The organism is Bacillus sp. H1a (assembly GCF_000633475.1).
Taxonomy (GTDB): Bacteria; Bacillota; Bacilli; order Bacillales; family Bacillaceae_G; genus Bacillus_A; species Bacillus_A paramycoides.
Genome location: NZ_AYMH01000029.1, coordinates 131281 through 152668 on the forward strand (window position 1 = coordinate 131281; position 21388 = coordinate 152668).

Genomic DNA, 21388 nt, shown 5'->3' on the forward strand with positions numbered 1-21388 from the left:
GGTATATAGTGATAGCATAATTATTCAAATTAATTTTATTTTTCAATAAAAAACAGAAAATATGTAGTGATTTTGAACGAAAAGTTCACAGAATATTCATAAATTTTATGAATAATATAAACATTTATTCCAATATATTCTATATAATAAAGTGTAATAAGGCTTCTATGAGACTCATAGAATACCTTACCCCTAATAAAAAGTAAAAAAGAATCCTTTTTGGATTCTTTTTTACTTTCTTGTTACATTACATATTTATATAAAGCATGTGCAACACCATGTTCTTCATTTGATAATGTTTCGAAGTGACAAATCGCCTTTATTTCATCAACTGCATTTCCCATCGCAATTGATATATTTGCTTTTTCCATCATTGAAACATCGTTTAATCCATCACCTATCGCTACAGTATTTTCAAATGGAATATTGAGATGTTCTGCTAAAGTATATAAGCCTTTACCTTTTTGTGCATTATAATGGTTAATCTCTAAATTATGCCAATATGAAGATGTAATTGCTAATTCTCTATTATGTTTAAATTTTTCTTTTAGCTGTTTTAATTTTTGTATGTCATAAGAAAATGGTAAAAGTTTATGCACATATAGATCACTTTCTACAATTTCCTTACAACTTTCAACATTATGAAATGCAGTATGCTCAATATATAAAGCGGCAATCGTTTCTAGCTCTTGTGAATCAACATCTAAATTTGATTTCTTCACATTCTCAATTTCATTAAGAACACTTTCAGTTCCGTAATGAGGTACATATACTCCTTTATCAGTATAAAGCTGATAATATATACCACTTTCTTCAAGGTATTCAACAATTTCAAGGGCCTGGATATTTTGAATTGGATATCTCTTCATCATTTTCTTATCTTTATAAATAAGTGCACCATTTTCCGCAATAATTGGACACTCTAAATTAACTTCTAACAATAATCGTTCAATATCAACGATTGAACGCCCTGTACAAATTGCCACGACATGTCCTGCTTCCTGACATTTTCGAATTGCTTCTGCATTTTCTTTGCTAATCATTTTATTACCGGAAAGAAGGGTCCCATCTAAGTCAATTGCAATTAATTTCATTATTTCTTCACCGCTTTCTATAAATACACGAGATCTATTTAACGAAAAAAGGTATCGTTTTCATATTGAACTCGTTAAGTACTTCTTATTTATAATTTATGAAAAGCGTTTCAGGTCAAGAGATATTAATAAATAAAATTAAAAATGCAAAGCTTTTCTATTTTAAAGAAAGCTTTGCATTTTTAACTATGAATTATAAGTAATATATTTTGTCTCACACATGTACACATTTTTTTCTTTGGTTGGGATAAATACTTTAAACTTTTCTAACTGCTTTCCGTAAATATGGATCGTAACAACTCTTTCGTTTTCTTCTATTTCAAGAATATGACAATCAGCAGGTGGAATCACTTTATCTGTTTCCCCTTCTCCTAAATAAATATTACCTGTATGTATTAAATGAAATAGAGAACTTCCAAGTTGCTTAGTTTGTAAAAAGTTTCGAACCATTATTCTTCCTGAAAAAACCCCTTCTACTCCCCAAGTGCCATCATGATCATGTAAAGGCGTAGCTTGCCCATCTTTCCATACAAGAGCTAATACTTCAAAACGTTTTAATGGATCTTCATATAGTAAGTGACGTGCATATTGAGCTGCATCCGTTTTTTGTTTTTCTAACGGAAGCCATGTTTTCTTTTCTAAAAGTTTTTCAAGTAATTTTTCAATTTTACTTACTATTTGTTCCTCATGTAACCTACTATCCATAAGATCAGTTACACCATTTATAAACTTTTGAAACGTCTTACTTCCATTACACGTTAACATGAGTATCTCTCCTCTCTTTTCTTCCATACACTTCCATCTTACGAAAGGATTAAAATACCTACAATTGAGAAACAAAAAACAAGATGCAAATGTATGCACCTTGTCGGACATTTTATTTAGTTTTTAAACGAATAGGTAAATACTTTAATGTTTGCTCATTTTCGAGTATACATTCTTCTAAACAGAAAGATGGAGATAACTCTATTTTTTCGAAAGTATTTATAAAAGTATTTAATGCAATCTCAGCTTCTAAACGTGCAAGCGGTGCACCTAAGCAAAAATGAGCCCCTTTTCCAAAAGTTAAATGTTTTTCATTTCCTACTCGATGTAAATTAAAAGTAGAAGCTTGTGGGAACCTCTGTTCATCTAAATTTGCTGCACTGACCCATGCAACAATCATCTGGTCTTTTTTCATTAAAGGTCCAAAGATATTCGTATCTTCAGTTATACGACGAGCTAATGTAACAGGAAAGCGATATCGTAATACTTCCTCTATCGCTTTTGAAATCAAATTCGGTTTTTCTCGTAATTCTTTATATGTTCCAGGCGCATCCACTAAAAAACAATAAAAGCTATTAATAATTAAATTAGTAGTCGTTTCATTACCGGCAGCTAATAGTCCTAATGAAAAAGTGACGATTTCTTCATCTGTTAATCTTTCACCTTCATATTCAGCTCGTATTAAATCTGAAAAGATATCATCGGTTAAATGATATCTTTTTTCTTGAACAATCGGTAGAAGATACGTTTTAAATTCATTTAAAGCGATTCCCTTTTTCGTATCCAAATCATTAAATTTCTCTTTACTATATGGCATGAACAAAATATCAGACCATCCCTTAATTTGTTTACGATCAGTTGTGGGTACCCCTAATAAATCGGATATAACAGTTACAGGTAAAGCTGCCGCGAAATGTTCAACAATATCAACCTCATTATATTCTCCTATATGTTGTACAAGTTCATTCGCAATAGCTTGTACTCGTGGTTTCCACTGTTCTAAACTTCTTGGAGTAAATGCTTTAGAGACGATTGAACGTACATTACGGTGTTCTGGGGGATCAACAGAGTTTATATTTATCCTAGTTTCTAAAGGTGGAATTGAAAATTGTCTGCGCTCTCTTTTACTCGAGAACAATCGATAATCTGATAGAACACGATTAACATTCTCATATGAAAAAACATTCCATACATTTTGCTCTGCATCATAATATACTGGGTGATTATCTCTCATATATTGATACCACTCATACGGATTCCAAAACTCTTCTTTTGTTTTCAGCTTTGAAATTTCATGAACTAAAATAACATTTTTAAGTGAATCCATAGTTCTTTCCTCCCTTTTCTTTTACAATAAAAGTGATAGGTCGGCAGTTCAAAGATGTATAATCTAACATATGTTATTTTAACATATACAAAGCTGAAATTTTCAAATAGGAACTTGAGAAATATTATGAGGGGGATTTTTATGTATGTTGATATTTTACTACTGGCAGAATTAACGACTGGACCAAAACATGGATATGAAATAAAGAAAAATATCCAAAATCGTTTAGGTGAGAATTTTGAATTAAACCATAACATGCTTTATCCTGCTCTTCGGCGCTTTGAAGATATGGGTGCCATAACGAAAGAAATTCATGAGCAAGTTAGAAAACCAAATCGAAATATTTATGAAATAACAGAAACAGGTGAAGAGATATTTTATGAATTGCTAAGAGATTTCCCTGAAAAAATTGCGGTAAACAATGCTGAATTTCTTGTTCGTATCGCCTTATTCGAAAAGCTTGATTACCAGGCAAGAAAAGAAATTTTAACTATGCGCCATGATGTTCTTCATAAGCAGCTTATATCTATCCAATCACTCGATGGTGTTGCCCCTTTTATTACAGAAGTTGTTGAATTTAGTAGATCGCGTATTGAACATGAACTAAATTGGATACTATCTCTCATGAAAAAAATATAAATATTTATAAAAACATGAATGAAAATGAGATTTATTATCAATAATATAATTAATAAAAGGGCAACCGTGATTTGGTTACCCTTATAAAAAAACTTAGACTTCTGGACTAAAAGTTTTGCAATCTGTTTCTTCAGTTGTAGATGCTTGTTGCCCTTTATGACTTACTACATAAATTGCGTCTGCACTACATTTATTACCGTTAGCCCAAAATTTACAGTTGTTAACTTCACATAAAACGTCTTGTGCCATAGTATCACACCTCCTTGTTCTTTTATCATTAACAAAATTCGGAGGTATGATACTTTTTGTCATGCATTTTTTATTACCTTTTTAACTTTCTTAATGATCCTATATCCCCTCGTACAATAGCATCGATATTTTCGGTTATGTTCTCAATATCAAAATGCCACCATTGAATTTGCAATAGTTCTTCTATTATTGCATTTGAAAACCTCTCTTTTATTTTATTTGCAGGGTTTCCACCAACAATTGTATATGGTGCGACGTCTTTAGTCACAACAGATTTAGCTGCAATTATTGCACCATCTCCAATTTTTATTCCAGGCATAATAGTTGTATCCATACCAATCCAAACGTCATTTCCTATAACTGTATCTCCTTTATACGGTAAATCAGACAAATCAGGCGTGAATTTCTCCCAGCCATTCCCAAAGATATTAAAAGGATACGCCGAAAATCCATCCATTCGATGATTCGCTCCGTTCATAATAAAGGTAACTCCAGATGCAATACAACAAAACTTTCCAATAACGAGACGATCTCCGATAAATTCATAATGATATAATACTCGATTTTCTAATGTTTCCCCATGCTTCGCATCAAAATAAGAATAGTCACCAACAAGTATATTAGATTTCGTTATTGTATTTTTTATAAAATGAACGTTTTGATTTCCTTCAATTGGGTATTTAACATTTGGATTAGGATTCATGTTGCACAGCACTTCCTTTACCATTCATTTCACTTTCTACTTCTATTACTGGCTTTAAATTGTATATAGGTAAAATAAACAATAATCCAATAACAAATAATAGAGCCGTCCCCTCGTACATCGTACCTAATGAAAACATCTCCTTTAATGAACCAGCAATACTCATCGTTACTACCATTGAACCGGTAAATAGCGGACTTAAAATACCGTTTACCCTTCCAATAAAATCGGTATCACTATTTTGAATAATGAGCGTATTAATACCTATTTGGATACACGGAAGAGCTAAACCACTAAAAAGTTGTGCTGTAAGTGTCACCCATAAATTTGTGGAGTATCCTATAATACCAATGCCAATTGCCTGACCGAGCATCCCTACAATCAACATTTTTTGCGGAGCAACGTTTTTCGCAAAAACCATCGCTAAAGCTCCTCCAATAATCATCCCCGCGCCATTTACTGTTAGTAACCATTGTAAACTCTCTTTTGATAACCCTAACTGCTCAGTCACAATAAATATACCTAGTGGCTGAATTAAACCTATACCTAGCCCTGCTGCCATAAAACATAGACCAAGCAAAGTTAATGCTTTTTTCTTTTTTACATATTTAATACCATCCAACATTTCCTGTAATAGTGTAATTTCACTCTTCTCATTATCATTTTCGAGATCTTTCGGAAGAAATAACAAAACAACTGCTGCAAATAAAAATGCGATACCAGTTATGATAATTGAAATATAAATTCCAAAACTGTGAAAAATAAATGTTCCGAGAATTGGTCCTAACACCATAAATATTGCAAATATCGTTTGATATATAGACATTGCTAATTGAATTTGTTCCGTTGATAAATGCTGTTTAAACAACTTCATTCCAGACGGTTGAGAAAACTGTGAAAGGATTGCCGAAATGAGCGTCACAAAAAACACTATTTTCCACGTTCCAAACATAAGTGTAATTAATACAACGAATACTGAAATAGAACTTAACGTTTCACACCATATCATTGTCCTCTTCGGCTTCCACCTATCTGCAAAAGTACCACCTATAAAGGAGAAGATAAAAATTGGAGCAAACTCAGCAACTGAAATCATCGAAATAGCGAAAGCATCACCTTTCGTCATTTCCATAACATACAATAATACCGCAAAGTTCCGAATCCATATTCCAATTTGTAAAAATAACGCTGAAGCTAAAATTCCCTGTACAAATCGATTTTTCAATACTTGTGATACTCCATTATTTTGTTTCGTTTCTACAGTCGTTGACATAAAAAAGCCCCCTATTTCGCATACTGAACAGGAGGCAGCACAAACTATATGAAAAGACTATATTTTCACGACGTGAAATACATCTCTTTTCTATAAAAATGTACATACTAATCCTATTCAGAAGAATATTTCGTTTTTGTAACGAAGATCTCTTAAAAATAGAATTAGTTGATCATTGGGATGTTTTCACCCTTCCGTTTCGAATTTAAATAACACATACATACTCTATGTAAAACATTTTCAATGTATGCATGTCTCAATTTAACTATTCTAGAAAGTCAAAGGTAACTCCTCTAAAGAACGCATTAAATAATTGCCTTGCCATTTAATTTCTTTACGATCTCCTTTTATTTGTAGTTCAGGCATCCGTTTAAGCAAAGTAGTAATAGCAATCTTTGCTTCCAACCTAGCAAGTGGTGCTCCTAGGCAGAAATGACTACCATGCCCAAAGGCAATATGACGGTTATTTTCTCGTGTTATATCGAATACTTCTGGGTTTTCAAATACTGTTTCATCACGGTTTGCGGAAGCTAATGCAATAATAACCATGTCTCCTTTTTGGATTGTTTGGTCATGAATCTGAAACGGCTCAGCCGCCCATCTTGCAGTTGTAATTTCAACTGGTGAGTAGTATCGTAATCCTTCTTCAATAGCCGAATCAATTAGTTTTGGATTTTCTTTTAATAACTGTAATTGTTTTGGGTTTTCAAGAAGTGCTAATACTGTATTTGTAATTAAATTCACAGTCGTTTCATGACCAGCTACGATAAGTAACATAATCATAGAATATAGTTCTGGCGCACTCAGTTTATGTCCTTCACTTTCCGCAAGTATTAATGCACTGACTAAATCTTCTTTAGGTTCTTGTCGTTTTACATCAACTAAATATTTAAGATATGTAATAAATTCAGATAGTTGCTTTTCGGTTTCTTTTATTTCTTCTGGTGTTTCTGGCGATGCAATGACAGCATGAGACCAAATTCTAAATTTCGCTTGATCCTCTTTTGGAATTCCAAGCATCTCGCTTATTACAATAATCGGTAATGGGAATGAATAATCATCTACAAGATTCAATGTACCTTTTTGCTTTGCATCACTTATTAAATCATCCGCGATTTTCTGAATTCTTCCGTCTAATTGCGTAATCATCTTCGGCGTAAAAGCTTTTTGGACTAAAGATCGTAAACGATTGTGGTTAGGTGGATCCGAATTTAACATATGCGTTGTTAAATGATCACTATTGTCAACAGTATGAAACATGTTCATTGTATCTTGAGAAAATACATTGGCCGGATCTTTTTTTAAGCGATTATCTTTTAAAAGTGGTAGGGCATCTTCATATCTTGTAATGAGCCATTCTTTACCGATTTCAACCTGATTTACAAATAATATAGGCTGCATTTTTCGCGACTCTTTATAAATTTCATAAGCATCTTCTTTAAACTGAGCAGACGATAAATTAATACCATCCTCTATTTTTCGGCCAACTATGTTTTTCATTGACATTGTATTCCCTCACTCTCATTTGTTTTTGAAAACCAACCCAACAGTTGCATTATACTCCGATAAAAACGTGAAAATTGTAAATTTTTAATCAAAATCTTACTTCGTATATTGAAAAATAAAAAAATGAGAGAGCAGAATCATTCTACTCTCTCACTTTTCTTTATGCGAAGCACATAAAGTTACTAATTTGTTGATATCGGTAACTTACTTTACGGCGGCGACCACCTTGCCAAGTATATCCTGAAACCCCATTTCTTCTAACTTCAGTCGGGAAGAACCATAAATCTCTTCCGAAGGGTCCAGGACGATGTAAACGTAAATAGCCCCATCTTCCTAGACAGTTACACATCCATGATTTCATATTGCCTGCTTGTGCTGGAGAAGCAAATGCAGATGGTAACGACGGAGCTTGTGACGGAGGTGGTGATGTTGGAGCATCTTCCGCATCATCTGGTCTATAATCTTCATGTTCAACATCTCTAACTTCATTTGCAGATTCATATCCATAGTTTTGTGGATTATAATACATCGCTTGATCATATGGGTAGTTTTGTTGGTTATACATAATAAAAAATCACCTTCTTTTCACTTATTACCTTTAACATTAATATGTGATATGGCATCTATAGGAAGCTTATATATAGCCCAAATTCAACTCAAAAAAGCTCGTATTTTGAAAAATACGAGCTTTTCATAAAGCGACATGTATTTATTATTTTCTCAACTTCACACTATAAAAACGCATTTCTTCTAGTGAACCTTCAAATTCAAATAATCCTTGTTTAATTAATTCTTTCAAGCGAAACTCTAAAAACGTATCCCCAACTAATTGCTCCACAAGGCCAAGCGCTTCGCCAATCACTCTCGGAGCTTTAAGGAACCCTTTGTCAGCACCTACTCTTTTCGCACAATCAATAATGAATTGATCAAAATGGTCTTCTTGTACAGAATGCACTTCATTATCGGTCCAAACTCTTAAAAACTCTGTACGATTCGATAAATGATTCCATTCATTCTCAAGACCTATTCTGTTCTCTGTAGTTAAATAAGGTAATTCTACAAAGCTCTTTTGGAAAGTAGCTAAACTTTCAGGCGATAATTCTCCCGTTCCACGTATATCATACTCTTGGATGAATATGTTTTTGTTCGCTTCAGATGTATTTATAACACGAATATTTTTCTTATCCTGTAATTGAGCAATTACAAAACAAAGGCCTACATGCTCATGGGCATTATTTGCCTTCCAAATTGTAATAGGCGTTTCATTAGGTATAGATTGTAGCTCTTCTAAAGTTTCCATAAATCTTGGTAAATATTCTTCTTCAAAATAACTATCATAAGCAGTTAAGTTGTTTAATAGCCATTGCTGCCTTGCTAGTTGCCCTTTATTCTTATGTAACATATGTATCGGTCCAATTGAAAAGAATTCAGAGAATGCAACAACACTCTCTTCATGTAGTTCTTCTTGATCTAACATATATTTTAAGCACCCAGCTGTTGAATCATCAAAAGCGATATGTACATGTGTGCTTTCTTTTACATTCCTTTTATAAGATTTATTTCTCGTTAGTTGTTTAGGAATATCCATCAAGTGTTTAATTGTATCTTCACTATAGTTTTCTTCTAATAGATCTAACTGTATAAGAATACTTTGAAGTAATTGTTTTGCTTCATCCTCATACATTTCATCAACAACATTTTTAATTTTATCTATCATGTAAATCCCTCAATTCATTACTAAAATAACGTAGATTATAGTGTATCATTTTAGTGTAGATGTTTTAAAGCTTTTTATAGATTATATCTATTTTAAAATTCATATTAGTACAGTGATATATTAACGGTAATTTTTATTTATTTTTAAAACGCTTTGTAAATCTTTTTATTTAAATGTATAATTATATAGAAAATAAAAATTACAGGAGCAAAATCTATGGAGAAAGTACTTATTAATTACAAACAATATTTAAAAAATTGGAGATATCTATTCATTTGTATATTTCCAGTAATTGGTTTATTATACACTTTCAATGTCATCTTTGAGCTACTGTTTCACCAAGAATTCTACTTGTCTAACTTAATATCTGCCATAATATTATTTTTAATATTTATTAATGTTAAAGATAAGTTTAAGATCTAAGATTAAAGAAATCTTTCGGATTTCTCTTTTACTTAACCTTGCTATGATTCAAATGCAATACTGTTTCTAGTTAGATCTTTATTATTGATTCATACTTTACGTAGAAGAAGAATTCGTAGTGATTTTTCTTAAATACACATGAGTACATGTCGGTTTTATTGTAAGTGGTATTTTGCTACTCCTCTTATTATTGCTCTTTATCATTTCCTTGAGATTAAATGACTAGAACAGGCCTACCTTGTCATATGTATTAAAAAAGGATAAGGGACGTGACAACATTGGGCAACAAAAACAACCAATTTATTTTTCATACTGTACAAGGTTCGGCAATTAAAAAATTTGTAATTATCGACTTAATTACTGGAACAGGAATTTATTGGACTGTAAATTTTATATCTTCTAGTGCAATACTTGCAATTATTAGTTGTATTTTGGGAACCAAAAAAATAAAAGAAATGCAACAATCTTAGAACTCCAAACTAAAATCTATCCCAACAAAAAATGTGCATGTTTCTACTTGCAACCTTATTTTAGTTTTTAAATTGGCATCTTATTCTAGAAATAATTTCTTTGGATGGTCAATGTTTGCACTCGTATAAAGTGAAACTTTAATCAGTGGGGGGTTTTGTTCATCCCCCACTGATTATTAGTTGAACCAATCGGGCTTTTACGGGCAGCTGATCTCCCACCTAACTTCTTTGCTTTACACTCGAATTTTGAGGTGGGATTCTTACTGCCCGTTAATGCGGGATGAAATAGGTGGTTTCTGATTACACAGAAACCACCTATTTCATCATTTGTTATATCGAGTTCTTTACATTACTAAAATATATTAACTAATACGAGTTTATATATTTTCACTGGATAATTGCTAATAAAAATGTGAGAGATAAGAAGGCACAAAGAGGAATATATAAAAGAGTGTCCATTTTAGCAAAAGGAGTATCCTTTTTACGTTTGAATATTCCAAAATAGTTAAACTCACCTACTACTCTAATGAAAAAAACAATCATACAAACCCATGTGCCAATTTGAATAATAACGTTTGGAACCGCAAAACTAATAACTTTCGCTTGTAGTAATAAAATTATTGCTGCTACACTTAATAGTAGCGCAATTAATAATGTCATTGCTGTACCGGGCGTAAACGTTTTTTCTCCAAATTCAGTTGGAATGACACTATTTGTTCCCCACTTTCCTCCGAAAGCCCAGTATACATGTAAAAAGCTCACTAAGAATAATATACATACAGAAATAATTGTAAAAATAAGCATTTTGGCACCTCCATTATTTTGTTCAAGTCTCACTTTTTAAAGTATGCTACAAATTTCTTTAGAAATCTATTTTCCATTCAAAGTATTAAAGAACTATATATAAAACCCCTTAATAATCTATCAATTCTACGATAAATCATTAAGGGGTTAACTAATTTTACTATGCATTATACCTATTTCTTCGACGTTCCATCCTTGTTTGTCCTTGTATAGCTTCTACTTTATGTTGCTGTTCTTGCTCTGTCATTTGATATGTTTCAACTGGTTTATCATAATTACGCTCATAAATAGTTTCTGGCGTTTTTCGTTTAGAAGATTTTCCGCCAAACTTAAATAATTTAATCTTAAACTTTGGTAATCTAGGAATACGAATTTTAAATGTTGGCTTGTTGCGTTTCTTTTTTTGTTTAAATATATTTGTATTTTCTACGTTATTATCTTTTTCTTTACGGTGCAATAGCATCGCAAGTAATCCACCAAATATAAGTCCTCCCATTAGAAACAGAAGATATGAATACTGTGTTGTCATTAAACTTGTAATACGCTCAAGAATTGCTAATGACTTTATTTCCTTTATATCCCATAACAATGCAGACCATAGTGAGAGTAAGCCTACTGTAAGCCCGTATGTACGAAAACGGAATATACATGGAATTAAAGCGATACATGCAGCGATTTTCGCGTTCGCTATTAACGAACTCATTGTAACATATTGATTCCAAATGACTAACAATAATGTAATAAATGAAGCGTATGCTATCCAGCTACATATTCGTGAGTACATCTTTTTTGCGTAATAACTACCAAAACTAGTGAAAAATAATAACCCTCCAATAAATAAAGATTGCTCTAGAGGGATTTGCTTCATAATGCCTGCAACTGGAAAGAGGCTGCTCAGCACCATTAATAGTACATCTAATTTTTTCACCATTCCCCATTCCTTTCAAATTCTTTTTCAGTTTTGTAAAGTAAATTTCATATTTTAAGGCAACTCTTCGTGATACAATAGTGGTATTTCTAAAAAACATCTTAATCCCGTATGTGAATAAAGTAAATATGAAAAAGAAAATATACATGACAAATCATATCTATATTTACATTAAAAAATGACAAATCCTGCTCATTATAACTAGCAGGATTTGTTTACTGATATTTAAATTAATAACAACGAATCTTCCTTTTCTAAGATCGTTATATCCAAATCTAATTCATCATTAAATTCTTTAAATTCTCTTGCATCTATATCCGTAATATAATTTTTTATTAATTTAGCCATTTGCATCGAATACGTCTTGTGTATATTTCTTTCCGTGAGCGAGCTTGTTTTATAACACATGTAATGTATCAATTTGGCGATGTCGTCCCTCTCTTCGGGTTTTGCACCTAACGGGATAATTTCAAGTATGTACTGCTGTACTATCTCATCACACTCTAACACGTGCGCATTAGTGCTATAATACATTCCTTTTTGATCTGCAAATAAGCCACTCTCATCTATAACGTAATTATGTTCTCTAGTAATATAACTCGGTACATCAAAAGTTGTATTAATTCTTACTACTTTTAAATTTGAATATTCTTTTGAATTCGAGATTATATCGGGTAAAACATCTATATCAATGGTTTCATTTTGCAACTCTTTTATCCAATATTTTCTCATATTTGCATCTACAATAAAATAAACATCTTCATTTCGCTTTTGCGCATCTTGTAATATTTCAACTAACGTTTCGGACACGAATTGTTTAAAACGAACTCCCATATCATTTCTTTTAGATGGCTGGGGTACAACCGCATTATAATTATCTATATTTAATAATGTATGATCAATCGTGTTCCACTCTGCTTGTCCGTATAATTTATATGAAATTTCTGTCCCATTTATTTTTGAAAAAATAGGTAAGGAATCGAATTTATATATTTTCTCAATTGATAAATTTACATAAGTACCTGGTAATTCCATCTTATTCCAACTACGCTTTAAGAAACCCTTTTGCTCTAACAAACTAAAAACTGCGGTTATTATTTCTCCTTTAGACACACTTTGTCCGATAAATAAATTAATAAATGTTGAAATACGTTTCGTTCGAGCGAATCCTTCACGAATAATTTGCTTCGGATCAATTTTCTCACGCCCGTCATAGTTTTTTATTGCGATTAATGCTAACGTCGTTTCATTTCGCTCTCCTGCTGTAGCGTGCACAGCTTTCACGACATCGTCAACAAGATTTGTTTTATATTTATGGCAATATTGCATGCGATATGGATTTTGTAACACTTTCTCAATATTACATCTCACTATCTTCAACAAAACTGGAGCGTCTGCATTTAATAAATAAGTGGAATCATCATTCTGAGCCAGAACTACTTTGCTTTCTAATAACGCTTGTTCTATCTCTATTAATATATCGTTCGACCATACTTCTAACGTAATTGTTTTTAATCCCTTTGGCGCAAATAAAGGTAATTGTTCATTTTCAGTATTAGTTAATATCTTTTCACATTCTGGAAGCAATGTGAAATATGGAAAACTTCGCTGGAATTCATTAAAAAGTTCCTCTTTATCTCTTACTTTTATACCAAATTTTATTTTTGTTCCTTGAACTTTATATATTTTTTCATTATATGGAAGTAGCACTCTGACATTCGTTCCCGCAATATACTCTTTCGGATATTGAAGAATATGATCTAACACTACTTCTCCTCCTATCTTAAAATCATCTTTTAAATTTCTATAAAGTTTAATCCACTTTATTCCTTTTTTCGCTTGTTGCACTTTTAACTTTACAAATCGCTGCTTTTTATTTTCCGATGCAAATTCAGGAGTTGAAACTAGTATTAATCCGCGTTTCCGACTCAAAAGTATAGACATATCTTTATGATTATATTGTTGATAAAATCGCCTAATCCCTATGGATACTTTCAAAAGTGGAATATTCTCGCCTCCACGAGTTATATATTCAAACCGATACACATAAGCGAAATAATCTTGTGTTTCTTCATCTATAATTGGCTCTGACATCGCTTCACAAATATTTTGTGATCGAAGTGGTGAAAAATATATTTCTTCTTCATTCTTATTATTCATACGTACAGGCTGTTCGCAAAAAACATGTGTAATTAATGCTGGAACCCATTTAAAATATGTTTCTTTATCATGTAATACTGGTAAATTACATATTAAATCATAATGCCATTCTAAACATGGTGGATCTGTTAATTTATTCGGTTTCCAATCATGAATAACCGCATACCAACTTTGTAAAATATAGTCCAACTGTTCTTGTCTCATTGGTTCTTTTGAAACAATCCAAGGCGTATCTTCCTTTAATATATATGGATTATGCTGAATGAATAATATGTCAGAGAACATATCATACAATCTTTCATTTAAAAGTTTTAATTTGCTCGTTAATAAAAATGTTCTATAATGTATATCTACAATATCAAGCCATTCAATGGGAAAATATATATATGCTACTTTTTCATTAAAGAGGGGTTCTACTACATCATTAAATGTTAATAATTGTATTTTTTTCATACTATGAATACTTCCTCTCTTTATTAATTATCTTGATTATGAATAAAACTAAAAAAGCTCGCTAATTTTTATAAAGCCCAATCTAATTAATTTAAAACCAAGTACTTCAGAAGAAACATTTTAATCTAATTATACGAATATAACATTACATAAACCAACCTCATGAAAGATACCAATACTTTCTTATATTTCACGTATTACTTTTACCATATTAATCCCTCCTTACATCGCCTAGTATAATACAAAACGATTATATGATAAATCGTTATATTCTGTATATATAATTTACAAAATATTTACAGAAACTAAATATATTAAAAGGTATCGCCTCTTTATATAGCGATACCTTCACTATACTCTTTTTTAAAAAACACCTTTAACTTCTTCATTCACCGGCCATTTTTCTAATGTATATGCCATTTCCCAAAATGAATATTCATATTGACTACTAATAATAAAGTGTTTTCTCATACGATTACGGTCTGCCTCTGTTACTTTTTCAGCGATAGTATCTAATCGTGTGATTTGCTCTTCTACTAATGTACGGAACCAATCCGATCCATATGCAGAAATCCATTCTTGATAGATGGGTTCTTCTGGCTGACTTCCTTTTAAACGTTCACCAATTTCATAATATAACCAATAGCAAGGTAGTATAGCTGCAATAATATCTCCTAAATGCCCCTCATAAGCAGCACGATACATATGGGATGTATACGCATATGCAGTTGGTGCTGGTACAAAATTGTCTTTTTCTTCTTTCGTAATTCCTAATTTCTTAGCAAAGTTCTTATGTAATGATAACTCAGCTTCATATGTATTTTGTGCATGATGCGCCATACGAGCCGTCGTTTCTAATTCAAGGGCCTTTGCAGCACCTAATGTTTGCACTCGTGCAAAATGACTTAAATAATATGAATCTTGGAGCACATAATAACGGAAACTAGCTAAATCTAGTGTTCCTTCTCCGAGTTTTTTCACAAACGGATGATTGAAACTCGATTCCCAAATAAAATTTACTTCATTACGTAATGACTGTGAAAAAGACACTTAAATCCCTCCAATAAATAAAAGTCTACTTTTGAAACTATATAATAAGTACTTCTCCTGGTTTCTAGTGCTGTAAAATAAAAAAACTTTCTTTACAAGCGTAAAGAAAGTGAAATAGACATCAAAAACGTATTCGTTAATCATTATCCGTCTTCTCCACTTCCCTACGCTAGCATTAACCAGATCAGGTACTAAGAGTCTCAAAAATACTTTTGATCTCAGCCTATTATAGGCACCCCTAGTGGATAAATATATAGTTTTCGTATTCATCATAGCATACTTCTTGAAACTGTCAAACTTATTGGATTGTTCTATTAAAATAATAAACCAATCATTTTTTAAAAATTAAAATCCTTCGTTTTTCCTTACTTGTAAAGACGTTTCAACGATCATATCTAATAGCTTACTATAGCTAATTCCCGCTGCTTCTGCGCTTTTTGGCAACAAGCTTGATTTTGTCATTCCAGGTAACGTATTAACTTCCATTACATATGGAATTCCATCTTTTACAATCATATCAACTCTAGCGTAAACACTACATTTTAATGCTCTATAACAAGCAATTGACGCTTTATTTACAAGATCTTTAATTTCAGCTGGAAGTTCTATAACTTCTTCAACTGTACTAGCATCATCATATTTTGCATTGTAGTCAAAAAACTCAGCTGCATGTCGAATTGAAATGATAGGTAACTGTTTTCCATCAAAAATGGAACACGTAATCTCGTCACCTTTTATATACTTCTCAATTACTACTTCAGAATCCCATTCGAATACAGTTTCCAGCATAGAAATTAATTCATTTTTATTATAGACGATTTTTACTCCAACACTCGATCCGCCAGTGTTTGGTTTTACCACTAATGGAAAGCCTAACTTATCTAACTCTTCAAGCTTTAGATCCTCCATTTTCGTAAGTTCAATCCAATCTGGTGTTTCTACTCCTTCATAACGCAAAATCTTTTTCGAAATATTTTTGTCCATACATATACCGCTAGATAACATATTACTCCCGCTATAAGGGATACCTAAACTCTCAAGCGTTCCTTGAATTGTCCCATCTTCTCCGTATTTTCCGTGTAATGCTAGCAATGCAAAATCAATGTCTTTCGCTTTTTCAATTAAATCAATTTTTTCATTTAACGTAATTGGAACTATTTCATACTTACTCTTATCTAAATGTGCAATCATTTCATTCCCAGTCATAATTGATACTTGTTTTTCAGAGGATACTCCTCCCATAATAACGCCAATTCTCATCTTCTCAACTCCAAATTTCATTTTTTAATGTATCACCAATTATTTGAATACCGCTAACAATTTCCTTTTCTTTCAAACGTGAAAAGCCTAATCGGAAAGTGTTCGCTCCTCCTCCATCAGAGTAAAAAACATCTCCAGGAGAAAACGTAACTCCTTTCTCATAACATTTTTGTAAAAGTGTGCGGGCATGAATTTTTTCTTCCAATTCTATAAATAAATGAAGTCCACCATCTCCAGTCATTCTTTTAAACGGGATGTACTGATTACACGCCCCAACAGCTAACTCATATTTTTTCTTATAAACAGATCTTGCCTTTTTTAAATATTTTTCGAAATATCCTTCATGTAAATATTGAAACAGAACAGCTTGATCTAACGTTGATGTGTGAATGGTCCTTGCTCTTTTTACACTTTCTAAATAATGAATCAGTTCTTTGTCTGCAATGATCCAACCTACACGTAAACCAGGGAAAAGTACCTTTGAAAAGCTACTAATATAAATCACATTATTACCAGCCCCAGCAAAAGTTAATAATGGCGCTAAATGTGAACCTGAATAACGTAATTCTTCATTAAATCCGTCCTCTATAATAGGAATCTTATATTTTGAAAATAACCTCATCAATTCCGTTCTTTTCTCCGAACTCGTAACAATACCGGTTGGATTATGATAAGAAGGAATTAAATACGCGAAATCAAAATCCTTTTCACGCAAACTTTTTTCTAATTGATTCGTATCAATACCATCATCTCTCATATCCATCCCATGAACTTCAAGTCCATGTAAGCGAAAAAGCTTCAGTGCAGCATGGTGAGTTGGATTCTCACAAATAACACGCCCTGATTTCTTCGATAAAGAAGATAATACAATATCTAACCCTTCTGTAAATCCGTTTGTAATTAAAATATCTTTGTTCGAAATGTCTACACCTTTCATTTCCATGTAATGAAGTAGATAATTCATTAACGGTCGATAACCTTTTGCATATCCGTAGTTCAATACGATATTCCCTTCAATGGACATACGAGTAAGAAAAGCTCTTTTGAAATTTTCAACATCAAATAGCTTTTCGTCCGGGGCTATACTATTAAAAACAATCATTCCTTTTTCCCAGCGAACACCATGTTTCATTAAATCTAATTCATCCGCTAATGCGGTAACTGTATTGAGTTTATTTTTCCAATCTATTTCAACAGACGAAGTGTTACTTATATCCACCTTCGCAACAAAATTTCCTTTTCCTTTAACTGCATAAATTAGCCCTTCTTGTTCTAAATCCGCATAAGCAGCGAGTACTGTATTTCTGCTCACAGATAATAATTCACTCAGTTCTCGGGTTGATGGAATTTTCTGGTTCCCTAACAAATGCCCTTTCATAATCATCTTTTTCAAATAATCCTTCAATTGAATATAAACGGGACGATCTTTTACAACTTTAAAATCCTTAAACAATTCCTTACCCCCTGCAATTATTTTTGCATATTTATTTCATTCTCAAAAGGTCCACTACATATGTATTTTTTATTAATAGCGGTACGGTCTTACAAATCTTTACGATATAAGTTAATTACATCTTTTAAAGCAGCAGCAGCTGCTCCGCGTGGATTAGAAGCTCCACCAATTGTAGTGACTTGTCCCATTGTATCTGTAAAGAACGTAATTCCTTTTTCGGTACCATTTATATTTGCTAACGGGTGCTCTTTCTCTATATCACATGGTTGTACCTTTAAGTTTATCTTTCCATCATCATCTTTATATGCTGATGCAATTAATTTAATAGATTTATTTTGTTCCTTCACATTTTGAATTTGTTCTTTTGTAATGTCTTCTATTCCTTCGATATGTATGTCTTTAAGTGAATACTCTGTTCCCATTAAACTATTCGTCAAAAGTAATAATTTACATGCGCTATCCATCCCGCTAATATCTAATAATGGGTTAGTCTCCGCAATTCCTTTATTTTGTGCTTCATGCAACGCTTCTTCAAACGTTTTATCTTCTTCATACATCTTTGTAAGAATATAATTTGTTGTCCCGTTCAATATTCCTTCTATCTTTTCAATATGGCAACCTGCTAAACTTAGTTGTCCAATGTCTAATGTAGGTAACGCAGCCGCAGTTGCACCGCTATACCGAATACGTGAGCCTGAAATACGTGCTTCCTCATTCAGTTCACTCCAAGCTGTAACAAGTGCGCCTTTTGAAATAGCTACTACATCCATTTGATTTTCAATAGCTTGTTCCATGTACTGTTTCCCTGGATTTCCATTTTTAAGATTTGTAGCAGTTGATTCAACTAATACAGTACCATTTATATTAATAGTTCCACGATTCTCTGGATAATGTTCTATATATTTTTCAATTGCAGCAGTACCGCCACCATATAACAATAAATCATTAATAGACAAACCTTCCTCATTATGTATTGCAATATTTCTTCCTATCACTCCACTAACAACTAAATCAATTCCATATGTTTCATTTATATATAAATGTTTTTCGTTTAATAATTTTATAAACTCTCTTCCTACTGTCCCATACCCTGATAATACAACTTGAATTTTCATAATATCCCCCCATATTTTCTACCAAATCCCTCTTTCAATATAATATAAAGCGCCCTCGAATTCCATCGAGAGCGCTTTATTATTATCTATTTCGGTAACCGTGATAATTTTTCTGCAATTGTTTTATAAAACTCTTGGATATTAGAAAAACCTAATGTGTCTGAAACGCTTAATCCTACCATATCGAGATGGTCCCAATTCACTTTCGTTTCGATATGATTCCATTTTCCAATCTGTAAAGACTCATTATCATTTACAGCAATATTAGACGAAGGCGCAATCATAGAATTTGTATTTACTACACCATCATTTTGCCACCAAGACGTATCAATTAATGGTCGGTTTTCTTCATACCTTGTATAGGAGCCTAAGAAAAATGCATTTCCCATTAATACTTTATTCATCGTAATATGGGGTAGATGCAAACCTGTTAAAGGCGTTGCTTGCGAAGCATGCCCACTATACGATAAGTAATACACATCTGATTGTGTTTTTACCCAATTGTTCAATTCATTTGCTCCATCAGTACTTAAATCCCATTGACTTAAATCTTTTGTATTTTTCCAAATTGAACTATTTAGAATACGATCAGTATATTGCAAAAAGGGCTCTCCGGCACTCTTCTTAATACCCCATTGATCCAATTTAAAATCATATAATGATAGATTATTATTCCCTCCCATACTCGCAGCCGCAATAAGTAATTCTTTAACAAACGGCAACAGACGACTTCCATCCGCAAGTGTTGTACCATTATGAGGAGTTGCTAATGTTGTAACGCTATGAACATATGATTTTCCACCTTCAAATAAAGGTGAGATATTCGTATTCGGATGATTTTTCACATAATTCTTTTCTTCAAAACTTCCTTCTTTTAACAACTGAACTAAAGTTCTCGTTGTTTGTCCACCCATGCTATGTCCAATTAGGTGAACTTTATTTGATTCACTCCAATTCGGTGCAAACCCGCTATAAGTTCGGCCAAAACGATTATGTCCATGTTTTTCTGAATGTGCTGTACCATAATCTACTGTTCCCCCCTTAATTTGCGCATATAATTCACATGCTCGGTCCCAGTTACTAGAAACAGGTCCCACAGCAGCTGTATGTACTGTATAACCATTTCGTTTTAAATCTTCCTGAATATCATTAGAACCACCCCAATATTTTACCCCTAGCATTTCCTCTCTACCCCATCCCGCAAATCCATTTACTAAAACGATAGGATAATTATTTTGTGGCCTCTCTTCAGCGTAAGTTGTTTTCGCTGTGAATGAACAAACAGCCACTAATGCGAAAAAACATATTTTAAAGAATAACTTCCCCATACTTTCTGCCCCCTAATAAAACGTTTACATTTTAATATGAAAACAATCCACACAATTAGTTATTAACTTATACATAATGTAAAATATTTTATATACATTGTATATGTAGAAAACATATACAAATGTTGATAAATATTATTCCAAGTATGCATTTACTTTTTACAATATAACTTGTAAATCCATTTATTTAAATTTATAATTAAATGTAGTTTCCTCACGCTAAACCAATCTATATATTATAAGACGGCTATCTTCATTACATAAAAAGGAGGAAAAGCGATATGCAAATTGGATTAAATATGAATACATTATCTCAACCTACTAAATTAACTACCTCTAGTCTTGAGCATAATAATATCTCTTCTACTAAACTTGAAGATAAGAAATCAAATGATCCAATCAAATTTGATATTCGTTCATCTGAAAAAGAAATGAAACAACCGGAGCATAAATTTAACGAATTAGATTTATGGAAGATGTTGAAAGATAAAGGTGTTCCTTTATGGATCATACTTGAAATGCTACAAAAATCCCGTAAAGAAAAAGAAGCTCAAAATAGTTCGGTTCAAAATTCGAATGTGATTGAAGAAACGAGCGAGACTCGATTAAATGAAGTAATGTAAACTACGTTATCTGAATGATCTATAACTAAAAAGAGTTCAAGATTGATA

General features: G+C 32.3%; 21 protein-coding genes and 1 riboswitch. Of the genes, 4 read left to right on the forward strand and 17 right to left on the reverse strand.

Annotation, left to right across the window (positions count from 1 at the left end; translation table 11 throughout):
* Positions 1–242 precede the first annotated feature (242 nt).
* The 3 genes from U860_RS0114585 to U860_RS0114595 all read right to left on the reverse strand — a co-directional run bounded on the left by U860_RS0114585 (position 243) and on the right by U860_RS0114595 (position 3186).
* Positions 243–1094 (reverse strand): Cof-type HAD-IIB family hydrolase, encoded by an 852-nt coding sequence (locus tag U860_RS0114585; RefSeq protein ID WP_025149114.1) that lies wholly within the window; start codon positions 1092–1094, stop codon positions 243–245.
* A gap of 186 nt (positions 1095–1280) precedes the next feature.
* Positions 1281–1859, reverse strand: a complete 579-nt coding sequence (locus U860_RS0114590; protein WP_025149115.1) for a cysteine dioxygenase family protein — start codon at positions 1857–1859, stop codon at positions 1281–1283.
* Between the two features lie 112 nt (positions 1860–1971).
* Positions 1972–3186, reverse strand: a complete 1215-nt coding sequence (locus U860_RS0114595; protein WP_025149116.1) for a cytochrome P450 — start codon at positions 3184–3186, stop codon at positions 1972–1974.
* 141 nt (positions 3187–3327) lie between these two features.
* Here U860_RS0114595 and U860_RS0114600 point away from each other — a divergent pair, with 141 nt between their 5' ends.
* Positions 3328–3825: a PadR family transcriptional regulator gene (locus U860_RS0114600; protein WP_025149117.1), complete on the forward strand. Its 498-nt coding sequence runs from the start codon at positions 3328–3330 to the stop codon at positions 3823–3825.
* Positions 3826–3918: 93 nt separating this feature from the next.
* Here the strand turns inward: U860_RS0114600 and U860_RS31550 are convergent, their stop codons facing one another.
* The 6 genes from U860_RS31550 to U860_RS0114630 form a co-directional block, all read right to left on the reverse strand.
* The gene (locus U860_RS31550) at positions 3919–4074 is read right to left on the reverse strand and encodes a DUF1540 domain-containing protein (RefSeq protein ID WP_002172190.1); all 156 of its coding nucleotides are present in this window, start codon (positions 4072–4074) and stop codon (positions 3919–3921) included.
* A gap of 73 nt (positions 4075–4147) precedes the next feature.
* Entirely contained in the window at positions 4148–4777 is a 630-nt protein-coding gene (locus tag U860_RS0114610) for a Vat family streptogramin A O-acetyltransferase (protein WP_025149118.1), read from the reverse strand.
* Positions 4767–6050, reverse strand: coding sequence for an MFS transporter (locus U860_RS0114615; protein WP_025149119.1), 1284 nt, complete (start codon positions 6048–6050; stop codon positions 4767–4769). Before U860_RS0114615 ends, U860_RS0114610 begins: the two co-directional genes overlap by 11 nt.
* A 270-nt stretch (positions 6051–6320) precedes the next feature.
* Complete coding sequence (locus U860_RS0114620; protein ID WP_025149120.1) at positions 6321–7556, reverse strand: cytochrome P450; 1236 nt, start codon at positions 7554–7556, stop codon at positions 6321–6323.
* 160 nt (positions 7557–7716) lie between these two features.
* A complete protein-coding gene (locus U860_RS0114625) occupies positions 7717–8121 on the reverse strand; it encodes a hypothetical protein (protein WP_025149121.1) in 405 nt (134 codons plus the stop codon).
* 147 nt (positions 8122–8268) lie between these two features.
* Positions 8269–9273, reverse strand: a complete 1005-nt coding sequence (locus U860_RS0114630; RefSeq protein WP_025149122.1) for a DUF1835 domain-containing protein — start codon at positions 9271–9273, stop codon at positions 8269–8271.
* 216 nt (positions 9274–9489) lie between these two features.
* Here U860_RS0114630 and U860_RS0114635 point away from each other — a divergent pair, with 216 nt between their 5' ends.
* A complete protein-coding gene (locus tag U860_RS0114635) occupies positions 9490–9696 on the forward strand; it encodes a hypothetical protein (protein WP_025149123.1) in 207 nt (68 codons plus the stop codon).
* A gap of 278 nt (positions 9697–9974) precedes the next feature.
* Positions 9975–10166: a hypothetical protein gene (locus tag U860_RS0114640; protein WP_025149124.1), complete on the forward strand. Its 192-nt coding sequence runs from the start codon at positions 9975–9977 to the stop codon at positions 10164–10166.
* Positions 10167–10553: 387 nt separating this feature from the next.
* On the opposite strand, the gene U860_RS0114645 is transcribed toward U860_RS0114640, so the two are convergent.
* The 8 genes from U860_RS0114645 to U860_RS0114685 form a co-directional block, all read right to left on the reverse strand.
* Positions 10554–10970 carry a DUF3995 domain-containing protein gene (locus U860_RS0114645; protein WP_025149125.1) on the reverse strand — a complete coding sequence of 139 codons (417 nt, stop codon included), beginning with the start codon at positions 10968–10970 and terminating at the stop codon, positions 10554–10556.
* Positions 10971–11130: 160 nt separating this feature from the next.
* The gene (locus U860_RS0114650; RefSeq protein ID WP_025149126.1) at positions 11131–11898 is read right to left on the reverse strand and encodes a DUF3959 family protein; all 768 of its coding nucleotides are present in this window, start codon (positions 11896–11898) and stop codon (positions 11131–11133) included.
* A 225-nt stretch (positions 11899–12123) separates the two neighbouring features.
* Positions 12124–14511 carry an RNaseH domain-containing protein gene (locus U860_RS0114655; protein ID WP_025149127.1) on the reverse strand — a complete coding sequence of 796 codons (2388 nt, stop codon included), beginning with the start codon at positions 14509–14511 and terminating at the stop codon, positions 12124–12126.
* A 363-nt stretch (positions 14512–14874) separates the two neighbouring features.
* The gene (gene tenA, locus U860_RS0114660) at positions 14875–15561 is read right to left on the reverse strand and encodes a thiaminase II (RefSeq protein WP_025149128.1); all 687 of its coding nucleotides are present in this window, start codon (positions 15559–15561) and stop codon (positions 14875–14877) included.
* Positions 15562–15705: 144 nt separating this feature from the next.
* A riboswitch (TPP riboswitch) is annotated at positions 15706–15811 on the reverse strand.
* A gap of 95 nt (positions 15812–15906) precedes the next feature.
* On the reverse strand, positions 15907–16821 hold the full coding sequence (locus U860_RS0114670; protein WP_025149130.1) for a D-alanine--D-alanine ligase: 915 nt from the start codon (positions 16819–16821) through the stop codon (positions 15907–15909).
* 4 nt (positions 16822–16825) lie between these two features.
* Positions 16826–18274, reverse strand: a complete 1449-nt coding sequence (locus U860_RS0114675; protein ID WP_025149131.1) for a PLP-dependent aminotransferase family protein — start codon at positions 18272–18274, stop codon at positions 16826–16828.
* An 89-nt stretch (positions 18275–18363) separates the two neighbouring features.
* Positions 18364–19389 carry a homoserine dehydrogenase gene (locus U860_RS0114680; protein WP_025149132.1) on the reverse strand — a complete coding sequence of 342 codons (1026 nt, stop codon included), beginning with the start codon at positions 19387–19389 and terminating at the stop codon, positions 18364–18366.
* An 86-nt stretch (positions 19390–19475) separates the two neighbouring features.
* Complete coding sequence (locus tag U860_RS0114685; RefSeq protein ID WP_025149133.1) at positions 19476–20717, reverse strand: lipase; 1242 nt, start codon at positions 20715–20717, stop codon at positions 19476–19478.
* A gap of 281 nt (positions 20718–20998) precedes the next feature.
* Here U860_RS0114685 and U860_RS0114690 point away from each other — a divergent pair, with 281 nt between their 5' ends.
* The gene (locus U860_RS0114690) at positions 20999–21340 is read left to right on the forward strand and encodes a DUF3914 domain-containing protein (RefSeq protein WP_025149134.1); all 342 of its coding nucleotides are present in this window, start codon (positions 20999–21001) and stop codon (positions 21338–21340) included.
* Positions 21341–21388 lie beyond the last annotated feature (48 nt).

Coding starts and splice junctions, on each gene's coding strand:
- U860_RS0114645 (WP_025149125.1), bottom strand. CDS start 10,970: ATGCTTATTTTTACAATTATTTCTGTATGTATATTATTCTTAGTGAGC.
- U860_RS0114590 (WP_025149115.1), bottom strand. CDS start 1,859: ATGTTAACGTGTAATGGAAGTAAGACGTTTCAAAAGTTTATAAATGGT.
- U860_RS0114685 (WP_025149133.1), bottom strand. CDS start 20,717: ATGGGGAAGTTATTCTTTAAAATATGTTTTTTCGCATTAGTGGCTGTT.
- U860_RS0114585 (WP_025149114.1), bottom strand. CDS start 1,094: ATGAAATTAATTGCAATTGACTTAGATGGGACCCTTCTTTCCGGTAAT.
- U860_RS0114680 (WP_025149132.1), bottom strand. CDS start 19,389: ATGAAAATTCAAGTTGTATTATCAGGGTATGGGACAGTAGGAAGAGAG.
- U860_RS0114655 (WP_025149127.1), bottom strand. CDS start 14,511: ATGAAAAAAATACAATTATTAACATTTAATGATGTAGTAGAACCCCTC.
- U860_RS0114620 (WP_025149120.1), bottom strand. CDS start 7,556: ATGTCAATGAAAAACATAGTTGGCCGAAAAATAGAGGATGGTATTAAT.
- U860_RS0114615 (WP_025149119.1), bottom strand. CDS start 6,050: ATGTCAACGACTGTAGAAACGAAACAAAATAATGGAGTATCACAAGTA.
- U860_RS0114690 (WP_025149134.1), top strand. CDS start 20,999: ATGCAAATTGGATTAAATATGAATACATTATCTCAACCTACTAAATTA.
- U860_RS0114610 (WP_025149118.1), bottom strand. CDS start 4,777: ATGAATCCTAATCCAAATGTTAAATACCCAATTGAAGGAAATCAAAAC.
- U860_RS0114595 (WP_025149116.1), bottom strand. CDS start 3,186: ATGGATTCACTTAAAAATGTTATTTTAGTTCATGAAATTTCAAAGCTG.
- U860_RS0114625 (WP_025149121.1), bottom strand. CDS start 8,121: ATGTATAACCAACAAAACTACCCATATGATCAAGCGATGTATTATAAT.
- U860_RS0114630 (WP_025149122.1), bottom strand. CDS start 9,273: ATGATAGATAAAATTAAAAATGTTGTTGATGAAATGTATGAGGATGAA.
- U860_RS0114600 (WP_025149117.1), top strand. CDS start 3,328: ATGTATGTTGATATTTTACTACTGGCAGAATTAACGACTGGACCAAAA.
- U860_RS0114635 (WP_025149123.1), top strand. CDS start 9,490: ATGGAGAAAGTACTTATTAATTACAAACAATATTTAAAAAATTGGAGA.
- U860_RS31550 (WP_002172190.1), bottom strand. CDS start 4,074: ATGGCACAAGACGTTTTATGTGAAGTTAACAACTGTAAATTTTGGGCT.
- U860_RS0114670 (WP_025149130.1), bottom strand. CDS start 16,821: ATGAGAATTGGCGTTATTATGGGAGGAGTATCCTCTGAAAAACAAGTA.